This window comes from Streptomyces sp. NPDC001663, from assembly GCF_042893105.1.
Lineage (GTDB): Bacteria > Actinomycetota > Actinomycetes > Streptomycetales > Streptomycetaceae > Streptomyces.
This window is the reverse complement of record NZ_JBIAUR010000001.1, coordinates 273,496-294,671: the sequence shown is the minus strand read 5'-3', so window position 1 is coordinate 294,671 and position 21,176 is coordinate 273,496. Positions and strand designations below refer to the sequence as shown.

Sequence of the window (21,176 nt, the reverse complement as noted above, 5' to 3'; positions counted from 1 at the left end):
GTGTTACCCCCATCGATGCCACGAGGTGGCACGGTCGGCACACCCACGCGGCGTCCCTACGGTCGGAGCACTGGAACAGGAGGCTGCCATGGACGCACACAACAGGCGCTTCGCCGTCCCACCGCTGGCCCTGGCACTGGCCGTGTCGCTGCTCGCGGCCTGCCAGACGGCATCGGGCTCCGACAAGACCGGCGGCGACACCACGGTGCTGAAGCTCGCCACCATCGACGCAGAGATCAAGACCAGCCTTCACGGCTCCGGTCCGCAGACGTTCGTCGACGAACTGGCAAAGGTCTCCGGCGGACGGCTGAAAGCCGAGGTCACCACCGACTACGGTCAGCGGGCGGCACAGGCCGAGTCCCACCTCGTACAGGCGATCGCCGCGGGGAAAGTGGACGGCGGCTGGCCCGCGACCCGGGCCTTCGCGAAAGCCGGCGTCAAAGGCCTCGAAACCGTCGAGGCACCCATGACCATCACCAGTTACGCGGGCGAGAGGGCCCTCGTCTCCGGGCCTCTCGCCGGGAAATACCTTGCGCGGCTCAAGGGTTCGGGTGTGGTCGGGCTCGGTCTGGCGGCGGGACCGCTGCGCCGGCCGTTCGCCGCGAAGGCGCCCCTGCTGTCGCCGGCCGACTTCAACGGCATCCGGTTCCGCGTCTACAACTCGCCCGTGCAGGAGGAGGCGATGCGTGCCCTCGGCGCGACCCCGGTCGATCTCGGCTATGACTTCGGCGACCAGATCACGGCCGGGACCCTGCGGGGCTCGGAGTTCGACATCGTCCAGTACAGGAACAACGGCCTGACCACGGAGGCCGGCAACATCACCGAGAACGTCGTCCTGTGGCCGAAGGTCTTCGTCCTGTCCCTGAGCAAGAAGCGGTACGACAGCCTCAGCGGGCAGCAGCGCACCTGGGTGCGGCAGGCAGCCGCGGCCGCGGTCAAAGCCTCGACCGCGAGCTCGCACGACGAGACACCTGCGGCACAGTACCTGTGCCGAAAGGGTGCCCGGTTCGCCCGCGCCGACGGGCGGCAACTCGCCGCACTGCACACCGCGTTCCGTCCGGTACTGGACCGGCTCGCCACCGACCCCGCGGACGCGCGGCTGCTGCACGAACTCCAGACACTGGCCCAAAAGCATCCCGGTCCCGAACCGCTGGACCTGCCTGCCAAGTGCCGTGTGGGCGACGCCTCGGGCAAGACGGCCGACACGTCGCCGACCGCCGTTGCCTCGATTCCCGACGGCGTCTACCGCGCCGAGATCACCAAGGCCGACGTCGACGCCGCGGGCGGGGACGTCGCCGGCACGCATCCGGCGGGCATCTGGACCCTCACGGTCCGCTCCGGAACGTACGAGGTCAGGTGCCGCCCCGTGGCGGAGCCGGGCGACGACTGCGGAGCGGGCGACCCCAAGCAGCCCCTCGTCGAGGCCGGAGACCTGCGCGGGAGCGGCGACGTGGTGACCTTCGTGCCGAATGCCGAACGGCTGTCGAAGCTCACCGGATGCGAACTGCCCGTCTCCTTCCGCCCGGACCACTGCGGGCTCGACACCCCCTACCGGCTGAAGTGGTCGCTCGACGACGAGCAGCTCGTCTTCGACTTCATCGGTGACATCGGCACCACCCAGTCCTGGGTCATCAAGCCGTACCGGGAGATCGGCTGAGTTCCGGCACCGCGGCCGTCACCGTCGTACCGGCTCCGGGCGGACTGTCCACCCGGAGCCGGCCGCCGCAGGTCGCGACCCGGTCGCCGAGTCCCTGCAGCCCCGAACCCGCCGGGTCGGCGCCACCGCAGCCGTCGTCGCGGACCTCCGCCACGATCTCCGGTCCGCGACGCCGCACGCTGATGGCGATCCGCCCGGCGTCCGCGTGCTTCACGGCGTTGGCCAGCGCCTCCGAACACACGTAGAAAAGTGCCGCTTCGGCCTCCCGGTCGCCGACCGCGTCGGCCGTGGCATCCACGGTGACCGGCACCGGACTCGAGCGGGCGATGTCCTGCAGCGCCTGTCGCAGCCGCCCGCCGCCCAGGGCCAGCGGGGGGACACCGGCGACCAGGTCGGCGAGGTCGGAGGCGGCGGCGCGCAGTTCCCCGGCGGCGATGTCCCGGGCGGCCTGCACGTCCGGATCGTGCAACTGCGGGCGCAGCGCCTCGACCCGGGCCAGCGCGGTGCGCAGCGGGAGGCCGGCCGTCTCCCGCAACTCGGCGGCGATCCGCTCCCGTTGCCGGTCGGCGGCGGCCAGCAGCCGCACCCGCGCGGCGGTCAACTCCCGTAGCCGCTGCCGTTGTTCCTCCTGCAGCCCGATGTGCGTCACGGCCAGTCGTACGGCAGCGGTGAACGCGGCGGCGACGCGCGGCTCGTCGAGGGCCGCACTGCGGTGTACGACGAAGGCGACCGGGTGGTCCGCGTCGCCGCCGTCCGCGCCGGCCGGAACGGTCAGCACGCGGCGGCCGTCGGCCGGGAGCGGGTCCGGCGCGTCCTGACCGCGACCCACCAGCAGATCCGGGTCGCCGAGCACCTCACCGAGGGCGGCGGAGAGCCCTTCGACTCCCGACAGACGGACGTCGGCCAGCAGCCGGTCGGCCAGTCCCGCCCGCGCGCGGGCGGCGGACCGGGCAGCGAACGGGAAGGCGGTCGCCACCAGCAGCAGCACGAGTTCGTAGCCGAACAGGGCGGCCTCGGGATCGAACTGCGCGCTCCATTGCCGGGAGACGACGAATGCCGCGGCGAGCGACGCGGCCACGACGGCCGCCGCCGCCATCGGATACCCACGCGCCGTCCGGTCGGCGCGTCGGTCGGCCCAGGCGGTCAGCGCGACGGCCGTGAACAGGACGACGGCACCGGGCTGTCCGGCGAATCCGAGTGCGACCGGCACGGCCAGGACCACCGGCAGCACCTGGACCGCTCCCCGCACGCGGCCGGCCGGGAACGCGGTCAGCGCAAGGGCGAGTACGGCCTGGTGCCAGGTCCGCGCGGCCGGCAGGACCGAGCCCGCAAGCCAGGTCACGCCGACGGCCGAGAACAGGCCACGCTCGGTGCGCGGCCCACCGGCGACCGCCCCGGCCGCGACGAACGCCAGACCCACCGCCACATCCAGCGCGGTGAGCCACGCAGCAGCCCCCGGCGCCCCGCTGTCCGACCGCACGGCGAGCACCGCGAGGGCGGTCAGGCCCACAGCGGCGCCCGCCCCGGCTGCCGGCCTTGTCAGTCTCCCGGCCACCACCGGATCGTCTCACCGTCACCCGCCCACCGCACGGTCCGAGTCGACGACGGGCGACCTGCGACGGGCTGCCGTACCTGCCCGGCGGCCGGATCGGCACCGGCCGCCGGGTGGTGGGGACTACCGGGCCGCGGTCACCGGCCCGGCACGGTTCCGGCGGCGGTGCAGGGCGAGCGCCGTGCCGGTCGCGCCTGCCGTCAGTGCGGCGGCCGCGATGGCGATCGGTAGGGCCGGTGAGGTGGAACCGGCCGCGGCGACGTTCTGCGCCTTGAGGTCCTGGACATACGGCGGGTAGGCCTTCTCGGCGGAGGCGGTCGTGGCCGTCAGGGTGTAGTGCGGGATGCGCTTCACCGACTTGACCGAGCCGTCCGAGTTCAGCAGCACCTGCTTGTTGTTGGGGTGCGCGAAGTCGAACATGCCGGTCAGGCTGCCCGCCCGCTGGTCGAAGGAGGCGTCGCCGATGCGGCCGGTGTGCCAGTTGTTCTCGATGAACCGGGTGATCGACGCCTGCTCGGTGGCGGTGTGGTCGATCGAATTGACCTTGCTGTAGGGGGAGATGACCAGCAGCGGCTGACGGGTGCCGGGACCGCAGCGGTCCGCGTAGCCACCCGCGGCGGCCGGGCCGGCCTGACAGGCGGGGCTGTCGAGGGCCTTGCCGTTGGAGCCGACCGTGGAGTCCTTGGAGCCGTTGAGCACCTTCGAGGTGACGTGGTCGTACCAGCCGTCGGAGTCGTCGTAGGCGACCACGACCGCGGTGGACTTCCACTGCGGTGACTGCTGCAGCGCGTTGATCTCCTTGATCAGGAAGTGCTGCTCGTCGGTCGGGTCGGAGTAGCCGGCGTGGCCGTCCTGGTACTCGGCGGCCTTGAGGAAGCTCACGGCGGGCAGATTGCCGGCCTTGAGGGCGGCGTCGAAGTCGGTCAGGTCGTAGTTGTGGTTGGCCCGGCCGGCGTGCCCGATCTCGGCGACGTTCTTCGGGGCCAGGTGGTGCGGGTTCGACGTCGACTTGTAGTACTCGAACGGCGAGTGGTGCGGGCTGTAGTCGACGGCCGAGGCGCCGCCGACGTTCGTGTGCGCGGTGTCGCACTTCGCGTAGTCGCCCTGCTTGCCGTCCCACGCGGTGGACGGCCGGAAGCCGCCCTGGAACCAACCCCAGCTCACGCCCTTGGAGTTGAGCAGGTCACCGATGTTCCTGCCCTGCATCACCGCGAGCGCGTTGGTCGAGGTGTGGTCCTTGTCCGAGCAGTCGTCGAAGGCCGGGTCGGGGTCGTTGACGAGCGTGCCGACACCCTTCGCGTCCGGAGACAGGACGGTGTACGAGTCCGGAGTCGTCGTCTGCTTCGGGTTCTCGGTGCCGGAGGCCGGGTCGACGGAGATGACGCCGTGGGTCTGGCCGGAGATCAGGTTGAGGGCGCCGGGCGTGGAGGGGCCGTAGACCGAGCTGAACGAGCGGTCGCCCAGCGCGTAGTGCTGGGCGTAGTTCCACAGGCCGGTGACGGTGTTGCCGTCGTAGTAGTCCATCACCAGGCCGGGCTCACCGAAGAGCCCGGTGCACTTGCTGACTTCGGTGTTCTCGACGTACTTGTCGGCCTTGCCGCCGTCGGCCGCGTACTGCTCGGGGCCGTAGGAGTGGTTCTGGTCGCAGGTCATCGCCTGCGAACTCGCCAGCCGCTTGGGCAGGTAGAGGTTCGGGTTCTTCGTCAGCAGCCCGGCGTTGAGGAGGTTGTCGGCCTTCGGGGTGTGCGCCGCGGCCTTGAACTTGGTGCCGTCGGTGTTGGCGGCCTTCGGATAGGTGGCGAAGTAGTGGTCGAACGAGATGTTCTCGTCGTAGATCACCACCACGTGCTTGATCGGAGTCGCGGTGTGCGTGCCGTGGCCGCCGTGCCCGGCCGCCGCTGAGGCGGGGGCGGCGCCGCCCGCGGTCGCGAGGGCGGCGGCGCCGAGCAGGGCGCTCACACGGCTCAACCGGCGCCGCGCGCCTGGGGTTCTTCCTGTGCCGATCATGCTGTCTCGCCTTCCGGGAGCACTGAGTTCCACCTACGGCCGGATCCTGGGCAATGCTCGCGGCGGGGCGGGTGAGGGGCAATGACAGGCGAGCGAATGTTCGGTCAGGAAAGTCTCATGATCTTTTTGTGTGTTCTTGACCGGTATGGGCGAGGCGGGATCAGGCCAGCAGGGCGCGTCCCAGCCAGTCGGAGGTGTCCCGCACTCCGGGCAGGGCGAAGAAGTAGCCGCCGCCGAAGGGGCTGACGTAATCCACCAGCGGTTCGCCGGCCAGCCGCTTCTGCACGGCCTCGAACTGCCGGGCCAGGTCCTGCTGGTAGCAGCAGAACAGCAGGCCCATGTCGAGGTTGCCGTTGCCGTCCATGCCCCGGTCGTAGTTGTAGCCGCGGCGCAGGATGCGCTGGTCGTCGGTGGCGGTGGTGCGCGGGTTGGCCAGCCGGATGTGGCTGTCCAGCGGGATCACATCGCCCTTGGGGTCCTGGGCGTACTGCGGGGTGTCGGTCTCGTGCCGTCCGTCCAGCGGGGCGCCGGTGTCGCGGGCGCGGCCGAACATCCGCTCCTGCTCGGTGATGGACACCCGGTCCCAGAACTCCACCAGCATCCGGATGAGCCGGACGACCTGGTAGCTGCCGCCGGTCGTCCAGGCGGGCTCGACGCCGCCCGCGCCCACCCACACCAGGCGGTCCATCGAACGGGCGTCGCGCACTTCGGGGTTGGCGATGCCGTCCTTGAAGCCCATGTGGTTGCGCGGGGTGCCGGACGGGCGGGGCGGGCTGACGAAGCCGTCCATCCGCCAGCGCACCTGCATACCGCCGCGCGTGTGCCGGGCGATGTCCCGCAGGGCGTGCAGCACCGTGTCCTGGCTGCCGGCGCACAGTTGCACGCTCAGATCGCCGTGGCACCAGGCGGCGTCCAGGTCGTCGTCGGGGAACGTCGGCATGGCGGTCAGCCGACGGGGTCTGCGGCCGGCGAGGCCGTAGCGGTCGTCGAAGAGCGAGGCACCGACGGCGACCGTCACGGTCAGCGCGTCCGCCGGAAGGGTCGGGCCGAGGGTGCCGGAGTCGGCGGGCGGTGCGGTGATGCCCAACTCGTCCGGGCTGCCGCCGGCGGTGAGGAAACGTGCCCGATCGGTCAGCGTGCGCAGCAGCTCGGCGAGTTCGCCGCGGTTCTCGGCGGCGGCGTCGAAGGACACGAACACCGTGGCGCGCTGAGCCGGGGTCAGAATCCCGGCCTGGTGCCGCCCGTGAAAGGGCACACTCGCGCTCTCGCGGGACGTTGCGGCGGTGGCTGCGGCGTGGTCCGCGGCGACGAGCCCGGCACCGGTGAGGGCCGCGGCACTGGCGAGGAAGCCGCGGCGGTCGATGTTGTTCTCGGGGTTCACGTGGCGGTCCTTTGTGCGTGGGCGGATTCGCCGTGGGCGGCGGTCACCAGCCCGGTGCCGGTGAAGGCCGTGGCGCTGGCGACGGAGCCGCGGCGGCCGGTGTTGTCGGCGGGGTTCATGTGGCGGTCCTGGGTCGCGGCGGGCTCGCTGCGATCGGCGCCCACCAGGGCGGCAACTGACATCAGCCCGGAGTCTGCCCTCGGCGCGGCGCCCGCCATCAGCCCGGTGTCCGTCACCGGCACGGACCTCGTCACCATCCCAACGCCCGTCACCAGCCCGGTGCCTGCCGCCGGCTCGGCACCCGTCACGAGCCCGGCGCCCGCCACCGGCCCGGCGCCCGCCATCAGCTCAGCGCCGGCCATCGGCCTCGCACCGGCCGCCATCCCGGTGATGGCCCCGGACGCCGCGCCCGTCAGGAACCCTCCGCTCCCGACCCCGTCCTCCGTCTTCACGCAGTCCTCCGTACATCGGTGAGTGTCGCCACATCCGCGAGCCGCTCGACCAGTTCGCCCACGTCGGCGTCGACCTTCTCCCGTTGGGTGCGGGTCAGGCGGGCGAGCGCTGTCCAGTGGCCGTCGTGGCCGAAGTGGTCGAGGGTGTGCTGTGTGCGGTTCAGCCATGAGTCGAGGGCGGGCAGGCCCGTGTCGCGGGTCTTCAGCAAGGGGCGCAGGTAGCCGAGCAGTACGCGGGTGCCGTCGAGGTTGGCGCGGGCGGTGGCCAGGTTGGTGCCGCTGCCGTAGTCGGTGCGGCCGGTCAGCTCGAACTGCACGGTGTTCTCCAGGATCTCGTGCGCGCGCAGGCCGACGTCAGCCGGGTCCATCCGCTGGTCGGGCCAGCTGTTGCGCAGGGCGTGCACGGCCTTGGCGAGCTTGTCGGCCGGGCCGCGCAGGCTGTCCGCCGACTCGCCGTGCCACAGGCCGTACTCGATCCGGTGGAAGCCGGTGAACTCCGTGTCGCGCACGCCGCCGGACAGTCCGGCCGTCGTCCCGTTGATCTCCGCGTCGGCGTCGCCGAAGGTGCCGTACGCGGCGCCCATCCGCTCGTACACCAGGTGCGCCGGCAGCCACGCGGCGCGGGCGGCCGCGAGGTCGCCGCGGTCGACAGCGGCGCGCAACACGTCCGTCTTCTGGGCCAGTTCGACCGTGCGGGCCTGGATCCATTTCTGGTAGGCGAGCGTGGGCGGAATGAGGTCCTGCTGGGTCACCGGGACGGCGGCCGGACCGCTCTTCGCGCTGCCGCCCGTGATCCGGACGGTCGGCCCGGTGACGGCGTCCGCGTCGTTGGGCAGGCACTTGAAGGCGTACGTGCCGTTGCCGAGGGTCACCCGCAGCGGGCGGACGGTCCCCGGGGCGAGCCCCTCGACCTCGCCGTAGACCGCGCCCGTCTTCGGATCGGTCAGATACACCTCGGTCGCCGTGCTGGAGGTGTTGCGCAGGTCGAAAACCTGGCGGCCGGACGCGGGGTGACTCCAGCCGCGGCCGCAGCCGGCGGGGGTGACCTCGACGGTGGTGTGCCGCAGGCCGTCGGCCGTGCCCGCCCGATGGGTGTCTCCGCCGGAGTCGCCGGTGGCCAGTACGCCCGCCGTCACCGCGGCCGCCGCCACCAGGGCGCCTCCGGCGAGCAGCGCGGTGCGCCGCCGGCGGGAACCGGGCGGGGGCGGAGGCGGGATGCGACCGGATGCGGCTTCGGCGCCGACTGCTGTCTCCGGCACGCCGGGCCTCCTGGAAGTCGTACGAACGCGGCGGCGCAGTTGATCCTAAGCGGGCCGCCGGGCCGCAGACTCTCAAGAACGGACCAGGGGTTGGGCAACCGGCCGTCATGGGATGGCAAGAATTCGGCTCGTTCACCGATTCTTCGCCCAACAGTTCTACCCGCATAGAGCCGCGTGGTGCTGTCATGCACACGCCTGCCCGGATCCCCGGGCCAACCGCGGGAGTTCCCCCCATGCGTGCCACGCGCCGCCTCACCGCCACCACCACGTCCCTCACCCTGGCCGTCGCCGGTCTCATCATCGGCACCGGCTCGACCGCCCACGCTGCGAGCTGCTCCCAGGAGTACCTGCCGCTGCCGGACCCGAGCTGCACGCCCGGCGCCTACAACCCGGACGTCACACAGGACACGATCGACTCGACGATATGCGTGTCCGGCTGGACCGCCACCGTGCGTCCTCCCACGTCGTACACCAACGCCCTGAAGGTCAAGCAGATCGCCGAGTACGGCTACTCGGACACCAGCACGGCCGACTACGAGGAGGACCACCAGGTCCCGCTGGAACTCGGCGGCGCCCCCAGGGACGAGAAGAACCTGTGGCCCGAGCCGCGGTACGGCGACGAGACCGCCTCCAGCAAGGACTCCGTGGAGAACAAGCTCAAGAAGGCCGTCTGCAACGGCACGGTGACCCTCGACGACGCGCGCAGCGCCATCGCCACCGACTGGACCACGGCCCTGTCCGACCTCGGTCTCAGCTGACCCCTGGGCCGACAGCCTGCAGCGGGCTCTTGAACACTGGGCGCGCTGACTCGGCCCTCGGTGACCGTGCCTCTACGGGCGGCATGGTCACCGAGGACGAGTCAGCGCGCCCGCAGCACGTCCAACGCCGCCAGCGCCACGTGCAGTTCGGTGCGTTGTTCGCCCGACTCGAGGTCGCAGTCGAGGAGACGCTCGATGGTGCGCAGGCGTTGGTAGACGGTCTCGCGGGACAGGTTGCCGCGGCGGGCGGCGGTGGTCTTGTTGCCCGCCGCGTCGAGGTAGTGGCGCAGGGTCGTGAGCAGGTCCGTGCCGTGGCGGGCGTCGTGGTCGACGAGGCGGCCGAGTTGCCGTTCCGCGTAGTCCTGGACCCGGACGTCCTCGCGCAGCGCGTACAGCAGCCGGCGCAGGCCGATGTCGGACAGCTCGTGGTAGGAGCGGCCGTCGGGGAGGGGCGCGCCGGGCAGGGCCGACTCGGCGACGCGGCCGGCCTCGCGGAAGGACCGTGCGGCGTCGGAGAGTTCGGCGACCTCGGAGCCGACGCCGACGACCGCCCCGGGGTCCAGGCCGAGTGCGATGCGGGCGATCCGCTCGACCGTCGGCCGCCAGGGCTGGTAGTGGCGAAGTGCCAGGAGGACGCCGACCCGTCCGGAGGCAAGTGCACCGACCAGCGCCGGCATCCCGGAGGTCAGCAGCTCCTCGGACAGCACGGACTCCGGCTCGGCGGTGTTGTCCTGCGTCCGCAGATCCACCAGTACGGCGACGAATCCGCCCTCGGCCGGCAGGCCCAGCGCGGCGACGCGGGCGCGGGCGTCCTCGGGGGAGTGGTGGCGCTGTTCGGCGAGCTCGCGCAGGGCGTCGCGGTGGGCGGCGCGTTCCCAGGGCGTGGTGTGGATGAGGCGGGCGATGGTCAGGGCCATCGCCGTGCGCTCCAGCACGGTGACGTCCTCGGGCCCGAAGGCCGCCCGCGCGGGGGAGGGCGGCGGGAGCATGGTCGCGCGCCCCCAGCGTTCGCCCTGGTACTCCACGGGTGCGGTGAGCCAGCCCTCGGGGCCGCACACCTCCGTCCGGTCGCGGGACGGCACGGCCCGGGAACGCTGCTCCCAGCCGGTGAGGGCCTCTTCGACCGTGCTGCCGGACGGTTCGCAGATCAGCGCCTGGTGCACCAGGTTCTCCAGCACGACGGTACGGCCGCTCATCCCGGCCGCGGCACGCACCACCTCCTCGGGTCCCGCCCCGCGCAGCGTCAGCGCGGTGAACGCCTCGTGGATGCGCTGGGTGCGGCGCATCGCCTCCGCCTGGTTGCCGAGCAGCAGCGTGTGAACGACCTGGGTGACCTCGAGGAAGTTGACGTCCTCAGCGAGGGTGACGAGCGGCAGGTCGCGGGTGCGGCAGGCCTGGACGAGGGCGTCGGGCGGGCGGTGGTAGCGCCGTACGAGTTCGATGACCAGGGCCGCGGCGCCGACGTCGGCGAGCTCGTCCACGTACCTGCGCACGCCCGCGGGCTGGTCGGGCAGCGGCATGCCGGTGGTGAGGACGAGCTCGCCGCCCTTGAGGAAGGACGCGGGGTCCGTCAGCTCCGTGATGTGGACCCAGCGGACCGGCCGGTCGAGCCGGGTCACCCCGGCGACGACCTGCGGCTGCCCCGCGGCCAGGACGGGCAGCGCCAGGACGTCGGCGACGGTGAGCGGCCGGCTCGCCGTGTCGGCGTTCTCGCGCATGGGGCCTCCCTGGCTGCCCGGACACTGTGACAAGCGGTGCTGACCTGCGCAAGGGGCATCGGACACGCGTCCCGGCGCCCCGAATCGTCGTACTGCTGCCCGTCGTGGTTGACACAACGTCCGAACACCGTGCTCCGGCCGGACAGTTCAGGCGTTGTCGTCGCCCGCGGCGCTCGGGACGCTCGAAGGAACGGAGCAGTCGACACCGCACGGGTCAGGAGACCGACATGACCGCACTGTCGCCGCACCTTCGCCAGGCCACCCCCGTCGTGGCGGCCCGGGGCGAGGGCTACCACCTCTACGGCGAAGACGGCCGCCGCTACCTGGACTTCACCGCCGGGATCGGTGTCACCAGCACCGGACACTGTCACCCCACTGTCGTGGCGGCCGCCCAGGAGCAGGTGGGCACCCTCGTCCACGGCCAGTACACGACGGTGCTGCACGAGCCGCTGCGGCGGCTGGTCGACAAGCTCGGCGAGGTGCTGCCGGCCGGCCTGGACAGCCTGTTCTTCACCAACTCCGGCAGCGAGGCGGTAGAGGCCGCCCTGCGGCTGGCCCGCCAGGCCACCGGCCGCCCCAACGTCCTTGTCTGCCACGGCGGTTTCCACGGCCGCACGGTCGCCGCCGCCTCCATGACCACCTCCGGCATCCGCTTCCGCTCCGGCTTCTCCCCGCTGATGAGCGGAGTGGTCGTCACCCCGTTCCCGACGGCCTTCCGCTACGGCTGGGACGAGGAGACCGCTACCCGCTTCGCCCTCCAGGAGCTCGACTACACGCTCCAGACGATCTCGTCGCCCGCCGACACCGCCGCGGTCATCGTCGAGCCGGTGCTCGGCGAGGGCGGCTACGTGCCCGCGACCCGCGACTTCCTGGAGGGCCTGCGTGAGCGGGCCGACCGTCACGGTTTCCTGCTGATCCTCGACGAGGTGCAGACGGGCGTGGGCCGCACCGGCCGCTTCTGGGGCCACGACCACTTCGGCGTCACCCCCGACATCCTGATCACCGCCAAGGGCCTGGCCAGCGGCTTCCCGCTCTCCGGGATCGCCGCCTCCGAGGAGCTGATGAGCAAGGCGTGGCCGGGCTCGCAGGGCGGCACGTACGGCGCCAACGCCGTTGCCTGCGCGGCAGCTTGCGCCACGCTCGACGTCGTACGCGACGAGAAGCTGGTCGAGAACGCCGAGGCGATGGGCGCCCGGCTGCGCGCCGGCCTGGAGGCGGTGGCCGGACGCACACCGGCCATCGGGGACGTACGGGGCCTCGGGCTGATGCTCGCGAGCGAGTTCGTCACCGAGGACGGCAGCCCCGACCCCGAGACCGCCGCCCGCGTGCAGAAGGCCGCCGTCGACGAGGGCCTGCTCCTGCTGCTGTGCGGGGCCTGGAACCAGGTCGTGCGGATGATTCCGGCGCTGGTCATCGACGAGGCGGGGGTCGACGCGGGGCTCGAGGCGTGGGCGGCGGCGGTGGAGGCGGGCACCTCCGGGGCATCCGCCCGGTGACCGGCAGCCGCGCCGCCCACCTCACCGAACCCCTCGCCCCCGCCGCCGACCGACCAGGAGAGACCCCATGACCGACGTACCCAAGCAACTGTTCATCGGCGGCGCCTGGTTGGACGCCGCGGACGGCGCCACCATGCCCGTCGACGACCCGGCGACCGGCGAGATCCTCTGCCAGGTGGCCGATGCGGGCCCGAAGGACGCCCGGCTCGCGGAGGACGCTGCCGTACAGGCGCAAGAGGCATGGGCTCGTACGGCGCCCCGGGCGCGCAGCGAGATCCTGCGCCGTGCCCACGAGATCATCCTCTCCCGTGTCGACGAGCTCGCCCACCTCATGACCTCCGAGATGGGCAAGCCGGTGGCCGAGGCGCGCGGCGAAGTGGCGTACGCGGCCGAGTTCTTCCGCTGGTTCTCGGAGGAGGCGGTCCGTATCGAGGGCGGCTACGGCACCCTCCCCGACGGCCGCAACCGCATGCTGCTCACCCGCCGGCCGGTGGGCCCCTGCCTCCTGATCACCCCGTGGAACTTCCCCCTCGCCATGGGCACCCGCAAGATCGGCCCGGCGATCGCGGCGGGCTGCACGATGGTCCTGAAGCCGGCCCCGCAAACCCCCCTGTCCAGCCTGGCGTTGGCCGGCATCCTCAAGGAGGCGGGCCTGCCGGACGGCGTCCTGAACGTCATCACCACGTCCCGTGCGGGCGAGGTCTGCGAACCCCTGCTGCGCGGCGGCCGCATCCGCAAGCTGTCCTTCACGGGCTCCACCCAGGTCGGCCGGCTGCTGCTCGCCCAGTGCGCCGACACCGTCGTACGGACATCCATGGAGCTCGGTGGCAACGCACCCTTCGTCGTCTTCGAGGACGCCGACCTGGACGTGGCCGTGGACGGCGCGATGACCGCCAAGATGCGCAACATGGGGGAGGCCTGCACCGCCGCCAACCGCTTCTTCGTCCACCGGGAGGTGGCGGAGGAGTTCGCCCAGCGCCTCGCCCGACGCATGGGGGCGCTGGTCGTGGGCCCGGGTACGCGGGACGGCGTGGACGTGGGCCCGCTGATCGACGCGGCGGGCCGGGCCAAGGTCGAGGACCTGGTCGCCGACGCGGTGACCCGAGGTGCCCGCGTACTGGTGGGCGGCACCACTCCGGAAGGCCCGGGCTGCTTCTACCCCCCGACTGTCCTCACGGACGTGTCCCCCGACAGCCGCCTGATGGACACGGAGATCTTCGGTCCCGTGGCCGCGATCCTCACCTTCGACGACGAGGACGAGGTCCTGAGCCGGGCCAACGACACCCCCTGGGGGCTGGTCGGCTACATCTTCACGGAGGGTCTGGACCGGGCGCTGCGGGTGAGCGAGAGGTTGGAGGTGGGCATGGTCGGCCTGAACACCGGATTGGTGTCCAACCCGGCGGCGCCCTTCGGCGGCGTGAAGCAGTCGGGGCTCGGCCGGGAAGGCGGGCGGATCGGGATCGACGAATTCCTGGAGTACCAGTACCTGGCGATACCGGTGAGGTGACGCCCGGAAGATCACTACCCTGAACGGGTGCTCTCCTACGACGAGTTGACTCGACCGGAACGTGAGTTGTGGGACGCGTTCCCCGAAGGGCGCCGTGTGGACCTGCGCACGGGGTCACCCGAGGACGACCGCGTTGCCGACGGTGGGCGGTGGGGGCCCGAACGCACGGTTCGGGCCGCCGTGATCGCGGCGCTGCTGCTCGACGCCAACGCGGTGCAGCCCGGAGTGGTCGCGTCGCTGACGCTGGCCGGCGCCCGGATCTCCGGACCCCTCAACCTGGCCGGTGCGCAGATCAGTCACCCCCTCTGGCTCGAGGACTGCTGGTTCGAGGAGGGCGTGAACCTCTTCGGGGCCGAGACCCGCACGGTCGCGATCACGGGCAGCCATGTGCCCGGCCTCGAAGCGGGGTCGACCCGCATCGAGGGACGCCTCGACCTGCTCCGGTCGACCGTCGAGACCGGTACGGTCTCCGCCTTCCACCGGGAGATCAGCGCCCTGTCCCTCACGCACGCCCATGTGACCGGCGGCGTGATCCTCAACGGGGCCACGCTGAGTGCACCCGAGGGATGGGCTCTGTCGGCCGGTGGTCTGGTCACGGACGGCGGTGTCTTCTGCGGGGGCGGATTCGTCGCGCACGGTGAAGTCCGGCTGCTGGGTGCACAGTTGCTGGGCGGGCTGTTCATGCGGGGCGCGCAGCTGGAACGCCCCGGCCCGCGCGGCGTGGCCCTCGCCCTGGACAACGCCGTGACCTCCACACTCGAATTCTCAAGGGGATTCACCGCGAACGGCACCGTACGCCTGCGCGGTACCCGCGTCTCGGACCATCTGTCCTTCGAGGATGCCGTCCTGAACGGGCCGCCCGACGGTGACGGCCCGGCCCTGGTCTGCATGCTCATGCAGGCCGTCGACTTCGACCTCACCCTCGCCCGCCCGCCGTCCGGCACGGTGGATCTGCGGGGCGCGCAGGTGTCGTACCTGCATGACAACGAGCACAGTTGGCCGGACGTGGTGGAGCTGGACGGCTTCGTCTACGGGTCCATCAGGGTGGCGGTGGCGGGCGAGCGACGGGAGGCGGTGGGGCGGCCGGACTCAGTGGCCCACCGCATGCGGTGGATACGACGCAGCCCCGGCTACAGTCCCCAGCCCTATGAGCAGTTGGCCAGTTGGTACCGCACGGCCGGCCACGACGACGACGCCCGCCGGGTGCTGCTGGCCAAACAGCGTCACCGGCGGCGCACGCTGCAGCCGACCGCCCGCGTATGGGGGCGGTTGCTCGACGCGACCGTCGGCTACGGCTACCGGCCGTGGTTGGCCGGCGTGTGGCTTCTCCTGCTGACCCTGCTGGGCACCCTGGCGTTCGGCGCCGGCCGTCCCACAGCTGTGAAGGCGGGCGAAGGACCCCGGTTCCAGCCCCTCGTGTACACACTCGACCTGCTGATCCCGATCGGTGGTCTGGGCCAGCGCGCGGCCTGGTACTGGTCGCACGGCCCCCTCGAGTGGCTGTCCTACCTCCTGATCGCCTTCGGCTGGGTGCTGACGACGGCCGTCATCGCGGGCGTGTCCCGCACCCTGCAGAAGAGCTAGGACCTGTCCCTTCCGGGATACGGTCGAGCATGCGATCTCGAGCAAGTGGCATGTGGTGGGGGACTGCGGTCGAAGCGCCGGACCCGGGTGTCCTGGCCCGTTTCTACGCGGGACTGCTGGAGTGGCCGATCGTGCACGAGGAGCCCGGGACGGTCGTCGTCGCCCCGCCCGAGGGATCCGTCTACGTCGTCTTTCAGCAGGCGGACGGATACCGGCCGCCCACCTGGCCGCCGGCGGACGGTGAGCAGCGGACGATGATGCACTTCGACTTCCAGGTGGACGACCTGGACGAGGCGGTTGCGGAGGCCGTTGCCATGGGAGCGTCGCCGGCGCCGGATCAACCGCAGGAAAACGTGCGCGTGCTGTTCGACCCTGCCGGTCACCCCTTCTGCCTGTGCCGCGACGACGGATAGGGACGGTGGTCCAAGCTCACGCACCCGTCCGTCGTGCCGCTATCTCCGCCGCCGTGTCCACGACCAGGCGGCCCAACTCCGGCAGCCGCTCGGGCTCGTAGCGTGAATCCGGCATGGACACGGCCACCGCGGCCAGGGGCACGCCGTCCTCGTCCAGAATCGCCGCAGCCACTGCGCACACATCGGGCCGGTACTGATTGCGGTTGACGGCATAGCCATCAGCCCGCACCCGCTCCAACTCCGCCCGCAGGGCGCCCCCGTCGGCCGGCGTGGCCTCGCTGTACCTCTCCAGCCCGCGCGAGATGAGGTCGTCCACGTCCGCCGAAGGCAAGTGCGCCAGAATCGCCCGCCCGGTCGCCGTGGCATGCAACGGCGAGGTGTCCCCGATCGTGTGGAACGTCCGCACCGCGTGATCGGAGTCCACCCGGTCCACGACCACCATGCACTGCAAGGCATCCGGCACCGACAGGTGAATCGTCTCGTTCACGGCGTCCCGCAGCCGGATCATCGGCTCCCGTGCGGCCGCGAACAGGCTTGATCCCTGGAGCGCCGCCGGCCGTACGGCGAGCACCCGCGCCCCGATCTCCCAGCGCGTGGTGTCCTTGCGGTTCGCCCGCAGCCACCCCGCCTCGTTCAACGTGACCAACGTGCGCTGCACGGTCGACTTGGGCAGTCCGAAGAGCTTGGTCAGTTCGCCCACGGTCACGGGCTGGTGCTGTGCCACCGCCTCGAGGATGCGCAGTGACCTGGTGACGCTCTTCATTTCCATCTGATTTCCCCCGTTAACTCTGCGGGTCCCTCGCAGACGGCCCCTTGACGCCCTCCGAAGGCCGCTGCCAAGCTCGTGCCAGATTCTAGCACAGCGTTCCACAATGTGGCACGGTCCTCGCGAAGGGGCCGACACCCAGTGCTCCCTCCCGGCGTACGAAAGGAACCCCCGTGTCAGCCAGCAAGCGCGTTGCCGTCGTCGGCGTAGGAACGATGGGCAGTCAGGCCGCCTGGCGGCTGGCGGCCCGTGGTGCCGAGGTCGTCGGCTACGACCGGTTCGCCCCGGGCCACGACCGCAGCGCCGGCGGCGGTGAGACCCGGATCTTCCGCAGCGCGCACTTCGAGGACTCCCGCTACGTCCCGCTGCTCAAGCACGCCGACGCCCTGTGGCAGGAGCTCCAGCGGGAGACCGGACGCGAGCTGCGCCGCCTGACGGGGTGCATGCTGATGGGGCCCGCCGAGCACCAGCAGATGGCCACCGTCCTGCAGTCCGTCGCCGAGCACGGCCTCGACCACGAGGTCCTCGACGCCGAGGCGCTCGCCAAGCGCTTCCCGCAGTTCCGGATCGAGGACGGCGACGCGGCGATCCTCGACCGCCACGCGGGCTTCATCCGGCCCGAGTTGACGATCCACAGCGCCGCCCGCCGCGCCGAGCAGCTCGGTGCCCGCATCCACCGCTACACCCCGGTCCGCGAGGTCGTGCCCGTCGGCGACGGTGTGGAGGTCCGCACCGACACGGGCGGCGAGCGGTTCGACGCGGCCGTGGTCACCGTCGGCCCCTGGGTGAACGACCTGCTGCCGGACCTGCCGTGGGAGGTGGACATCCGGCGGCTCATCAACGCCTGGTACGTGCCCACCACCGACGCCTGGTCCGGCGAGGAGCGCCCGGCGTTCATCCGTACCGCGCCCACCCACTGCTACGGCCTGCCCTCCCCGGACGGCGTCTCCGTCAAGCTCGGCCTGTCCCGCGCCCTGCACCGCCCGGCCGGTGACCCGAACCGGCTCGAACGGACCGTGGAACCGGGGGAGTTGGACGTCTTCAGCGAACTGCTCGGCCGCTATCTGCCCGACCTGCACCCCGACCCGATCCGGCTCTCCGTCTACATGGAGGGCTACACCGAGAGCAGCCGCCCGCTCGTCGGCCCGCTGCCCGGTGCCGACAACGTGGTGCTGCTGGCCGGGTTCTCCGGGCACGGCTTCAAACTCTCGCCCGCCATGGGCGACATCGCGGCCGACCTGGCGCTGGAGGGGGCCTCGCCGCGGCCCGTCGACTTCATCTCCACCCTCGACCGGGCGGAGGCGTGACGGCGATGACCCACGGCCCGCTGTCCCTCGGCGCCCTGCACGCCGCGCCCGGCACCAAGACCCGCGGCACCGTCCCGGCCGACCTGGGCACCCTCACCGTCGACATCCCGCTGACCCTGGTCAACGGCGCCCACCCCGGCCCCCGCGTCCTGATCACGGCAGGCGTGCACGGCGGCGAGTTCACCGGCATCGACGCGGCCACCCGGCTCGCCGCGCTCCTCGAACCTGCCGAGCTGCACGGCCAGTTGATCGTCTGCCCTGTCGCCAACCCGCCGGCCGTCTACCAGGGACGCCTCGGTGTCTCCCCGCTCGACGGCGTGAACATCAACCGCGTCTTCCCGGGCGACCCCGACGGCGGCCCCACCGAACGGCTGGCCGCCTGGCTGTTCGCCCACCTCCTCGACGGCGCCGACGCCTTCGTCGACCTGCACGCCGGCGGCATCGACGAGGTCCTGCGGAACTTCGTCAGCTACCGCCTCACCGGTGACGCCCAACTCGACGCGAAGAGCGCGGAGTTGGCACTCTCGCTCGGCGTCGAGGACGTAATCGTCGGGCTGACCACCGACGGCGGCAACAGCCATGCGGCCGCCGCCCGTGCGGGTGTCCCCTCCGTCCTCGTGGAGACGGGACAGCTCGGCGAACGCGACGCCGACACCGCACGACACCTCGTCGACCGCCTGTACCGGCTGCTGCGCGGGCTCGGCATGCTGACCCCCGAAGGCGGGGCGAGCGCGCCCGTCCGTGAATGGGTCTGGGTCGCCGGCGTCACCTCCGAGGTCACCGGCCTGTGGTACCCGGAGTTCACCGCCGGGGACGACGTGACGCAGGGCCAGGTCATCGGCCGCGTCATCGACCCGGCGGACGGTGGCGAGCACAAGGTCCACGCCCCGGCAGGCGGACGCGTCTTCTACGGGATGCACGGACTCACGGTCGCTCCCGACACCGAACTGGCCGCCATCGCCGCAATCCGCTGACCCGGCCGGCCCTGTAGTCCACCCCCCCCCGCACGACTCACCCGCACGCATCCCCCACACCTCCCCATTCCAGGTTTCGCACCATCAGGAGGCCCCCGGTGACGAATCAATTTGCGGCTCCGCAGCGCGGTGTCCGGACAGACCGCAGAGTGTTCCTGCGCGGAGTCGGCGCCGTTGCCGCAGGTATCGCCGCCACCGCGCTCACGGGATGCGGCACCGGCACCAGCCGGTCCGTCGACGGCGGCAGCGGCAAGAGCTCCAAGACGCTCGTCGTCCGCAACAGCGGCGGCACCTACGGCGACGCCAACCAGAAGGCGGTCTACGAACCGTTCACCAAGGAGACCGGCATCAAGGTCGAGGTGGTGAACATCGAGTACGCGCAGATGCTCGCCCAGATCAAGCAGGGCCGCCCCCAGTTCGACGTCATCGACGACTCGATGGCCGACTTCGTGCTGTTCAAGAAGGAGGGCGCCACCGAGACGCTGGACTTCGACCGGCTGAAGAACTTCAAGACCGCGGGCATCGCCAAGTCCCTGGTCACCGGCAACGCGGTGGGCAAGAACTACTGGGCCAGCGTCATGGCGTACCGCACCGATGCCTTCGGCGGGAAGAAGCCCTCCTCCTGGGCCGACTTCTGGGACACCAAGGCCTTCCCCGGCAGCCGCGCCCTGCAGGCCGTCGACGCCGACCTGCCCGAGCTGGAGTTCGCGCTCCTCGCCGACGGCGTGGACCCGGACAAGCTGTACCCGCTGGACGTGGACCGGGCCTTCAGGTCCCTCGACGCGATCAAGGGCGACGTCAAGAAGTTCTGGGACACCGGCGCCCTGCCCGGCGTCCTGCTGGGCCGCAAGGAGGTCGTCGCCTCCAGCGTCTGGCACGGCCGCCTCGACGCCCTGATCAAGGGCGGTGCCCCGCTGGCCTACCAGTGGAACGGCGCTCGCCGGCAGAGCAACGGCCTCGGTATCCCCAAGGGCGCGGCGAACCTCGACGCCGCCTACCAGCTCATCGACTTCTCGCTGCGCCCCGAAGTCCAGGCGCACTACGCCGAGTTGTACCCGATGGCGCCGACCGTGCCCGCCGCCTACAAGAAGCTCTCCTCGAAGACGGCCGCCAACCTGGCCAGTTCGCCCGCGCATCTGGAGTCCGGCTTCGACCTGGACGTCGAGTGGTGGATCAAGAACCAGGACGCCGTCTCCAAGCGCTGGCAGGAGTGGACGCATGCCTGAACTCGACCTACGGCCAGAGCAGTTGGAGGCTGCACCACCCGGCACCGGAAAACCCGTCTCCGTCAAGGGACTTCGCAAGACCTACGGCGGCGTGACCGCCGTCGACGAGGTCTCCATGGAGATCGCGGCGGGCGAGTTCGTCACCTTCCTGGGGTCCTCCGGCTCCGGCAAGACCACCACCCTGATGATGATCGCCGGGTTCTGCGACCCCGACTCCGGCAGCATCGTCGTGGGCGGCCGTGACGTGACCCGCCTGGCCCCCCAGAAGCGCGGCCTCGGATTCGTCTTCCAGCAGTATCTGCTCTTCCCGCACATGTCGGTCTGGGAGAACGTCGCCTTCCCGCTGCAACTGCGCGGTGTGCCCAAGGCCGAGCTGCGCCGCCGGGTCGGCGACACCCTGGACATGGCAGGCCTCGCGGGCATGGCCCGCCGCCGCCCGCGCGAACTGTCCGGCGGCCAGCAGCAGCGCGTCGCGCTGTGCCGGGCGCTGGTCTACCGGCCACCGGTGATCCTCATGGACGAGCCGCTGGGCGCCCTCGACAAGAAACTGCGCGACCAGCTGCAGACCGAGATCAAGCGCCTGCAGCAGGAACTCGGGCTCACCGTCATCTATGTGACACACGATCAGGAAGAAGCCCTCGTCCTCTCCGACCGCATCGCCGTAATGCGGGACGGCCGGATCGACCAGTTCGACACCCCGCGGGAACTCTTCGAGCGCCCCCGCACCCCGTTCGTCGCCGACTTCCTCGGCGCCGCCAACTTCCTCGCGGGTCACGTGGCGGAGCGGACGGACGACCACACCCTCGTACGCCTGGACACGGGCGGCCTGCTCAAGGCCCGCCCGCAGGCGGACCTTGACGCCGGACGGGTACGGGCCGCCATCCAGCCCGGCCGGATCGGACTGTGTCCCGCCGACGACGGATTCTGTACGGCGACCGTGGAGACGGTCACCTACGTCGGCACCCTCGTCCGCGTCACCGTCCGCCCGGCCGGCGGCGGCGATCCCGTACGGCTCGAACTCCCCGCCGGACGCGCCCCGGCCCTCGGCGAGCACGTCGGCCTGGACGCCGAGCCCGCGGACGTCAGTGTCTTCGCCGACCCGGGACACGGGCGGTGAGC

At 71.6% G+C, this 21,176-nt stretch carries 17 protein-coding genes; 10 read left to right on the top strand and 7 right to left on the bottom strand.

The window, feature by feature from the left end:
* The first annotated feature begins 88 nt into the window (after positions 1-88).
* A complete protein-coding gene (locus tag ACFY1L_RS01385) occupies positions 89-1,657 on the top strand; it encodes a TRAP transporter substrate-binding protein (RefSeq protein WP_388816358.1) in 1,569 nt (522 codons plus the stop codon).
* On the opposite strand, the gene ACFY1L_RS01380 is transcribed toward ACFY1L_RS01385, so the two are convergent.
* The 5 genes from ACFY1L_RS01380 to ACFY1L_RS01360 all read right to left on the bottom strand — a co-directional run bounded on the left by ACFY1L_RS01380 (position 1,632) and on the right by ACFY1L_RS01360 (position 8,308).
* Complete coding sequence (locus tag ACFY1L_RS01380) at positions 1,632-3,212, bottom strand: sensor histidine kinase (RefSeq protein ID WP_388816355.1); 1,581 nt, start codon at positions 3,210-3,212, stop codon at positions 1,632-1,634. The genes ACFY1L_RS01385 and ACFY1L_RS01380 overlap by 26 nt on opposite strands.
* A 120-nt stretch (positions 3,213-3,332) precedes the next feature.
* Positions 3,333-5,216, bottom strand: a complete 1,884-nt coding sequence (locus ACFY1L_RS01375; protein ID WP_388816353.1) for a phospholipase C — start codon at positions 5,214-5,216, stop codon at positions 3,333-3,335.
* A gap of 160 nt (positions 5,217-5,376) precedes the next feature.
* A complete protein-coding gene (efeB, locus tag ACFY1L_RS01370) occupies positions 5,377-6,597 on the bottom strand; it encodes an iron uptake transporter deferrochelatase/peroxidase subunit (RefSeq protein WP_388816351.1) in 1,221 nt (406 codons plus the stop codon).
* Positions 6,594-7,049, bottom strand: a complete 456-nt coding sequence (locus ACFY1L_RS01365) for a hypothetical protein (protein ID WP_388816348.1) — start codon at positions 7,047-7,049, stop codon at positions 6,594-6,596. Before ACFY1L_RS01365 ends, efeB begins: the two co-directional genes overlap by 4 nt.
* A complete protein-coding gene (locus ACFY1L_RS01360) occupies positions 7,046-8,308 on the bottom strand; it encodes an EfeM/EfeO family lipoprotein (protein ID WP_388816345.1) in 1,263 nt (420 codons plus the stop codon). Before ACFY1L_RS01360 ends, ACFY1L_RS01365 begins: the two co-directional genes overlap by 4 nt.
* Positions 8,309-8,541: 233 nt before the next feature.
* Between ACFY1L_RS01360 and ACFY1L_RS01355 the strand changes: the two genes are divergently transcribed.
* The gene (locus ACFY1L_RS01355; RefSeq protein WP_388816342.1) at positions 8,542-9,066 is read left to right on the top strand and encodes a hypothetical protein; all 525 of its coding nucleotides are present in this window, start codon (positions 8,542-8,544) and stop codon (positions 9,064-9,066) included.
* A gap of 101 nt (positions 9,067-9,167) precedes the next feature.
* On the opposite strand, the gene ACFY1L_RS01350 is transcribed toward ACFY1L_RS01355, so the two are convergent.
* Positions 9,168-10,784: a PucR family transcriptional regulator gene (locus ACFY1L_RS01350; protein ID WP_388816340.1), complete on the bottom strand. Its 1,617-nt coding sequence runs from the start codon at positions 10,782-10,784 to the stop codon at positions 9,168-9,170.
* 227 nt (positions 10,785-11,011) lie between these two features.
* Here ACFY1L_RS01350 and ACFY1L_RS01345 point away from each other — a divergent pair, with 227 nt between their 5' ends.
* The 4 genes from ACFY1L_RS01345 (at position 11,012) to ACFY1L_RS01330 (ending at position 15,784) form a co-directional block, all read left to right on the top strand.
* On the top strand, positions 11,012-12,280 hold the full coding sequence (locus ACFY1L_RS01345; RefSeq protein WP_388816337.1) for an aspartate aminotransferase family protein: 1,269 nt from the start codon (positions 11,012-11,014) through the stop codon (positions 12,278-12,280).
* A gap of 67 nt (positions 12,281-12,347) precedes the next feature.
* Positions 12,348-13,787 (top strand): NAD-dependent succinate-semialdehyde dehydrogenase, encoded by a 1,440-nt coding sequence (locus tag ACFY1L_RS01340; protein ID WP_388816334.1) that lies wholly within the window; start codon positions 12,348-12,350, stop codon positions 13,785-13,787.
* A gap of 27 nt (positions 13,788-13,814) precedes the next feature.
* Entirely contained in the window at positions 13,815-15,371 is a 1,557-nt protein-coding gene (locus ACFY1L_RS01335; protein ID WP_388816332.1) for an oxidoreductase, read from the top strand.
* Between the two features lie 29 nt (positions 15,372-15,400).
* Positions 15,401-15,784 (top strand): VOC family protein, encoded by a 384-nt coding sequence (locus ACFY1L_RS01330; RefSeq protein WP_388816329.1) that lies wholly within the window; start codon positions 15,401-15,403, stop codon positions 15,782-15,784.
* A 16-nt stretch (positions 15,785-15,800) separates the two neighbouring features.
* Here ACFY1L_RS01330 and ACFY1L_RS01325 read toward each other — a convergent pair whose 3' ends face one another.
* On the bottom strand, positions 15,801-16,547 hold the full coding sequence (locus ACFY1L_RS01325) for an IclR family transcriptional regulator (RefSeq protein WP_388818857.1): 747 nt from the start codon (positions 16,545-16,547) through the stop codon (positions 15,801-15,803).
* Between the two features lie 176 nt (positions 16,548-16,723).
* Here ACFY1L_RS01325 and solA point away from each other — a divergent pair, with 176 nt between their 5' ends.
* The 4 genes from solA to ACFY1L_RS01305 all read left to right on the top strand — a co-directional run bounded on the left by solA (position 16,724) and on the right by ACFY1L_RS01305 (position 21,174).
* On the top strand, positions 16,724-17,857 hold the full coding sequence (solA, locus tag ACFY1L_RS01320; RefSeq protein WP_388816326.1) for an N-methyl-L-tryptophan oxidase: 1,134 nt from the start codon (positions 16,724-16,726) through the stop codon (positions 17,855-17,857).
* Positions 17,858-17,862: 5 nt separating this feature from the next.
* Positions 17,863-18,831, top strand: a complete 969-nt coding sequence (locus ACFY1L_RS01315; RefSeq protein WP_388818854.1) for a succinylglutamate desuccinylase/aspartoacylase family protein — start codon at positions 17,863-17,865, stop codon at positions 18,829-18,831.
* 98 nt (positions 18,832-18,929) lie between these two features.
* Positions 18,930-20,057 carry an extracellular solute-binding protein gene (locus tag ACFY1L_RS01310; protein ID WP_388816323.1) on the top strand — a complete coding sequence of 376 codons (1,128 nt, stop codon included), beginning with the start codon at positions 18,930-18,932 and terminating at the stop codon, positions 20,055-20,057.
* Positions 20,050-21,174, top strand: coding sequence for an ABC transporter ATP-binding protein (locus ACFY1L_RS01305; protein ID WP_388816321.1), 1,125 nt, complete (start codon positions 20,050-20,052; stop codon positions 21,172-21,174). Before ACFY1L_RS01310 ends, ACFY1L_RS01305 begins: the two co-directional genes overlap by 8 nt.
* The last annotated feature ends 2 nt before the right edge of the window (positions 21,175-21,176 follow it).

What these genes read in the sequence shown, in the direction of transcription:
- ACFY1L_RS01385 (WP_388816358.1), top strand. Translation starts at nt 89, where the DNA reads ATGGACGCACACAACAGGCGCTTCGCCGTCCCACCGCTGGCCCTGGCA.
- ACFY1L_RS01375 (WP_388816353.1), bottom strand. Translation starts at nt 5,216, where the DNA reads ATGATCGGCACAGGAAGAACCCCAGGCGCGCGGCGCCGGTTGAGCCGT.
- ACFY1L_RS01355 (WP_388816342.1), top strand. Translation starts at nt 8,542, where the DNA reads ATGCGTGCCACGCGCCGCCTCACCGCCACCACCACGTCCCTCACCCTG.
- ACFY1L_RS01350 (WP_388816340.1), bottom strand. Translation starts at nt 10,784, where the DNA reads ATGCGCGAGAACGCCGACACGGCGAGCCGGCCGCTCACCGTCGCCGAC.
- ACFY1L_RS01345 (WP_388816337.1), top strand. Translation starts at nt 11,012, where the DNA reads ATGACCGCACTGTCGCCGCACCTTCGCCAGGCCACCCCCGTCGTGGCG.
- ACFY1L_RS01340 (WP_388816334.1), top strand. Translation starts at nt 12,348, where the DNA reads ATGACCGACGTACCCAAGCAACTGTTCATCGGCGGCGCCTGGTTGGAC.
- ACFY1L_RS01330 (WP_388816329.1), top strand. Translation starts at nt 15,401, where the DNA reads ATGCGATCTCGAGCAAGTGGCATGTGGTGGGGGACTGCGGTCGAAGCG.
- ACFY1L_RS01325 (WP_388818857.1), bottom strand. Translation starts at nt 16,547, where the DNA reads ATGAAGAGCGTCACCAGGTCACTGCGCATCCTCGAGGCGGTGGCACAG.
- ACFY1L_RS01315 (WP_388818854.1), top strand. Translation starts at nt 17,863, where the DNA reads ATGACCCACGGCCCGCTGTCCCTCGGCGCCCTGCACGCCGCGCCCGGC.
- ACFY1L_RS01305 (WP_388816321.1), top strand. Translation starts at nt 20,050, where the DNA reads ATGCCTGAACTCGACCTACGGCCAGAGCAGTTGGAGGCTGCACCACCC.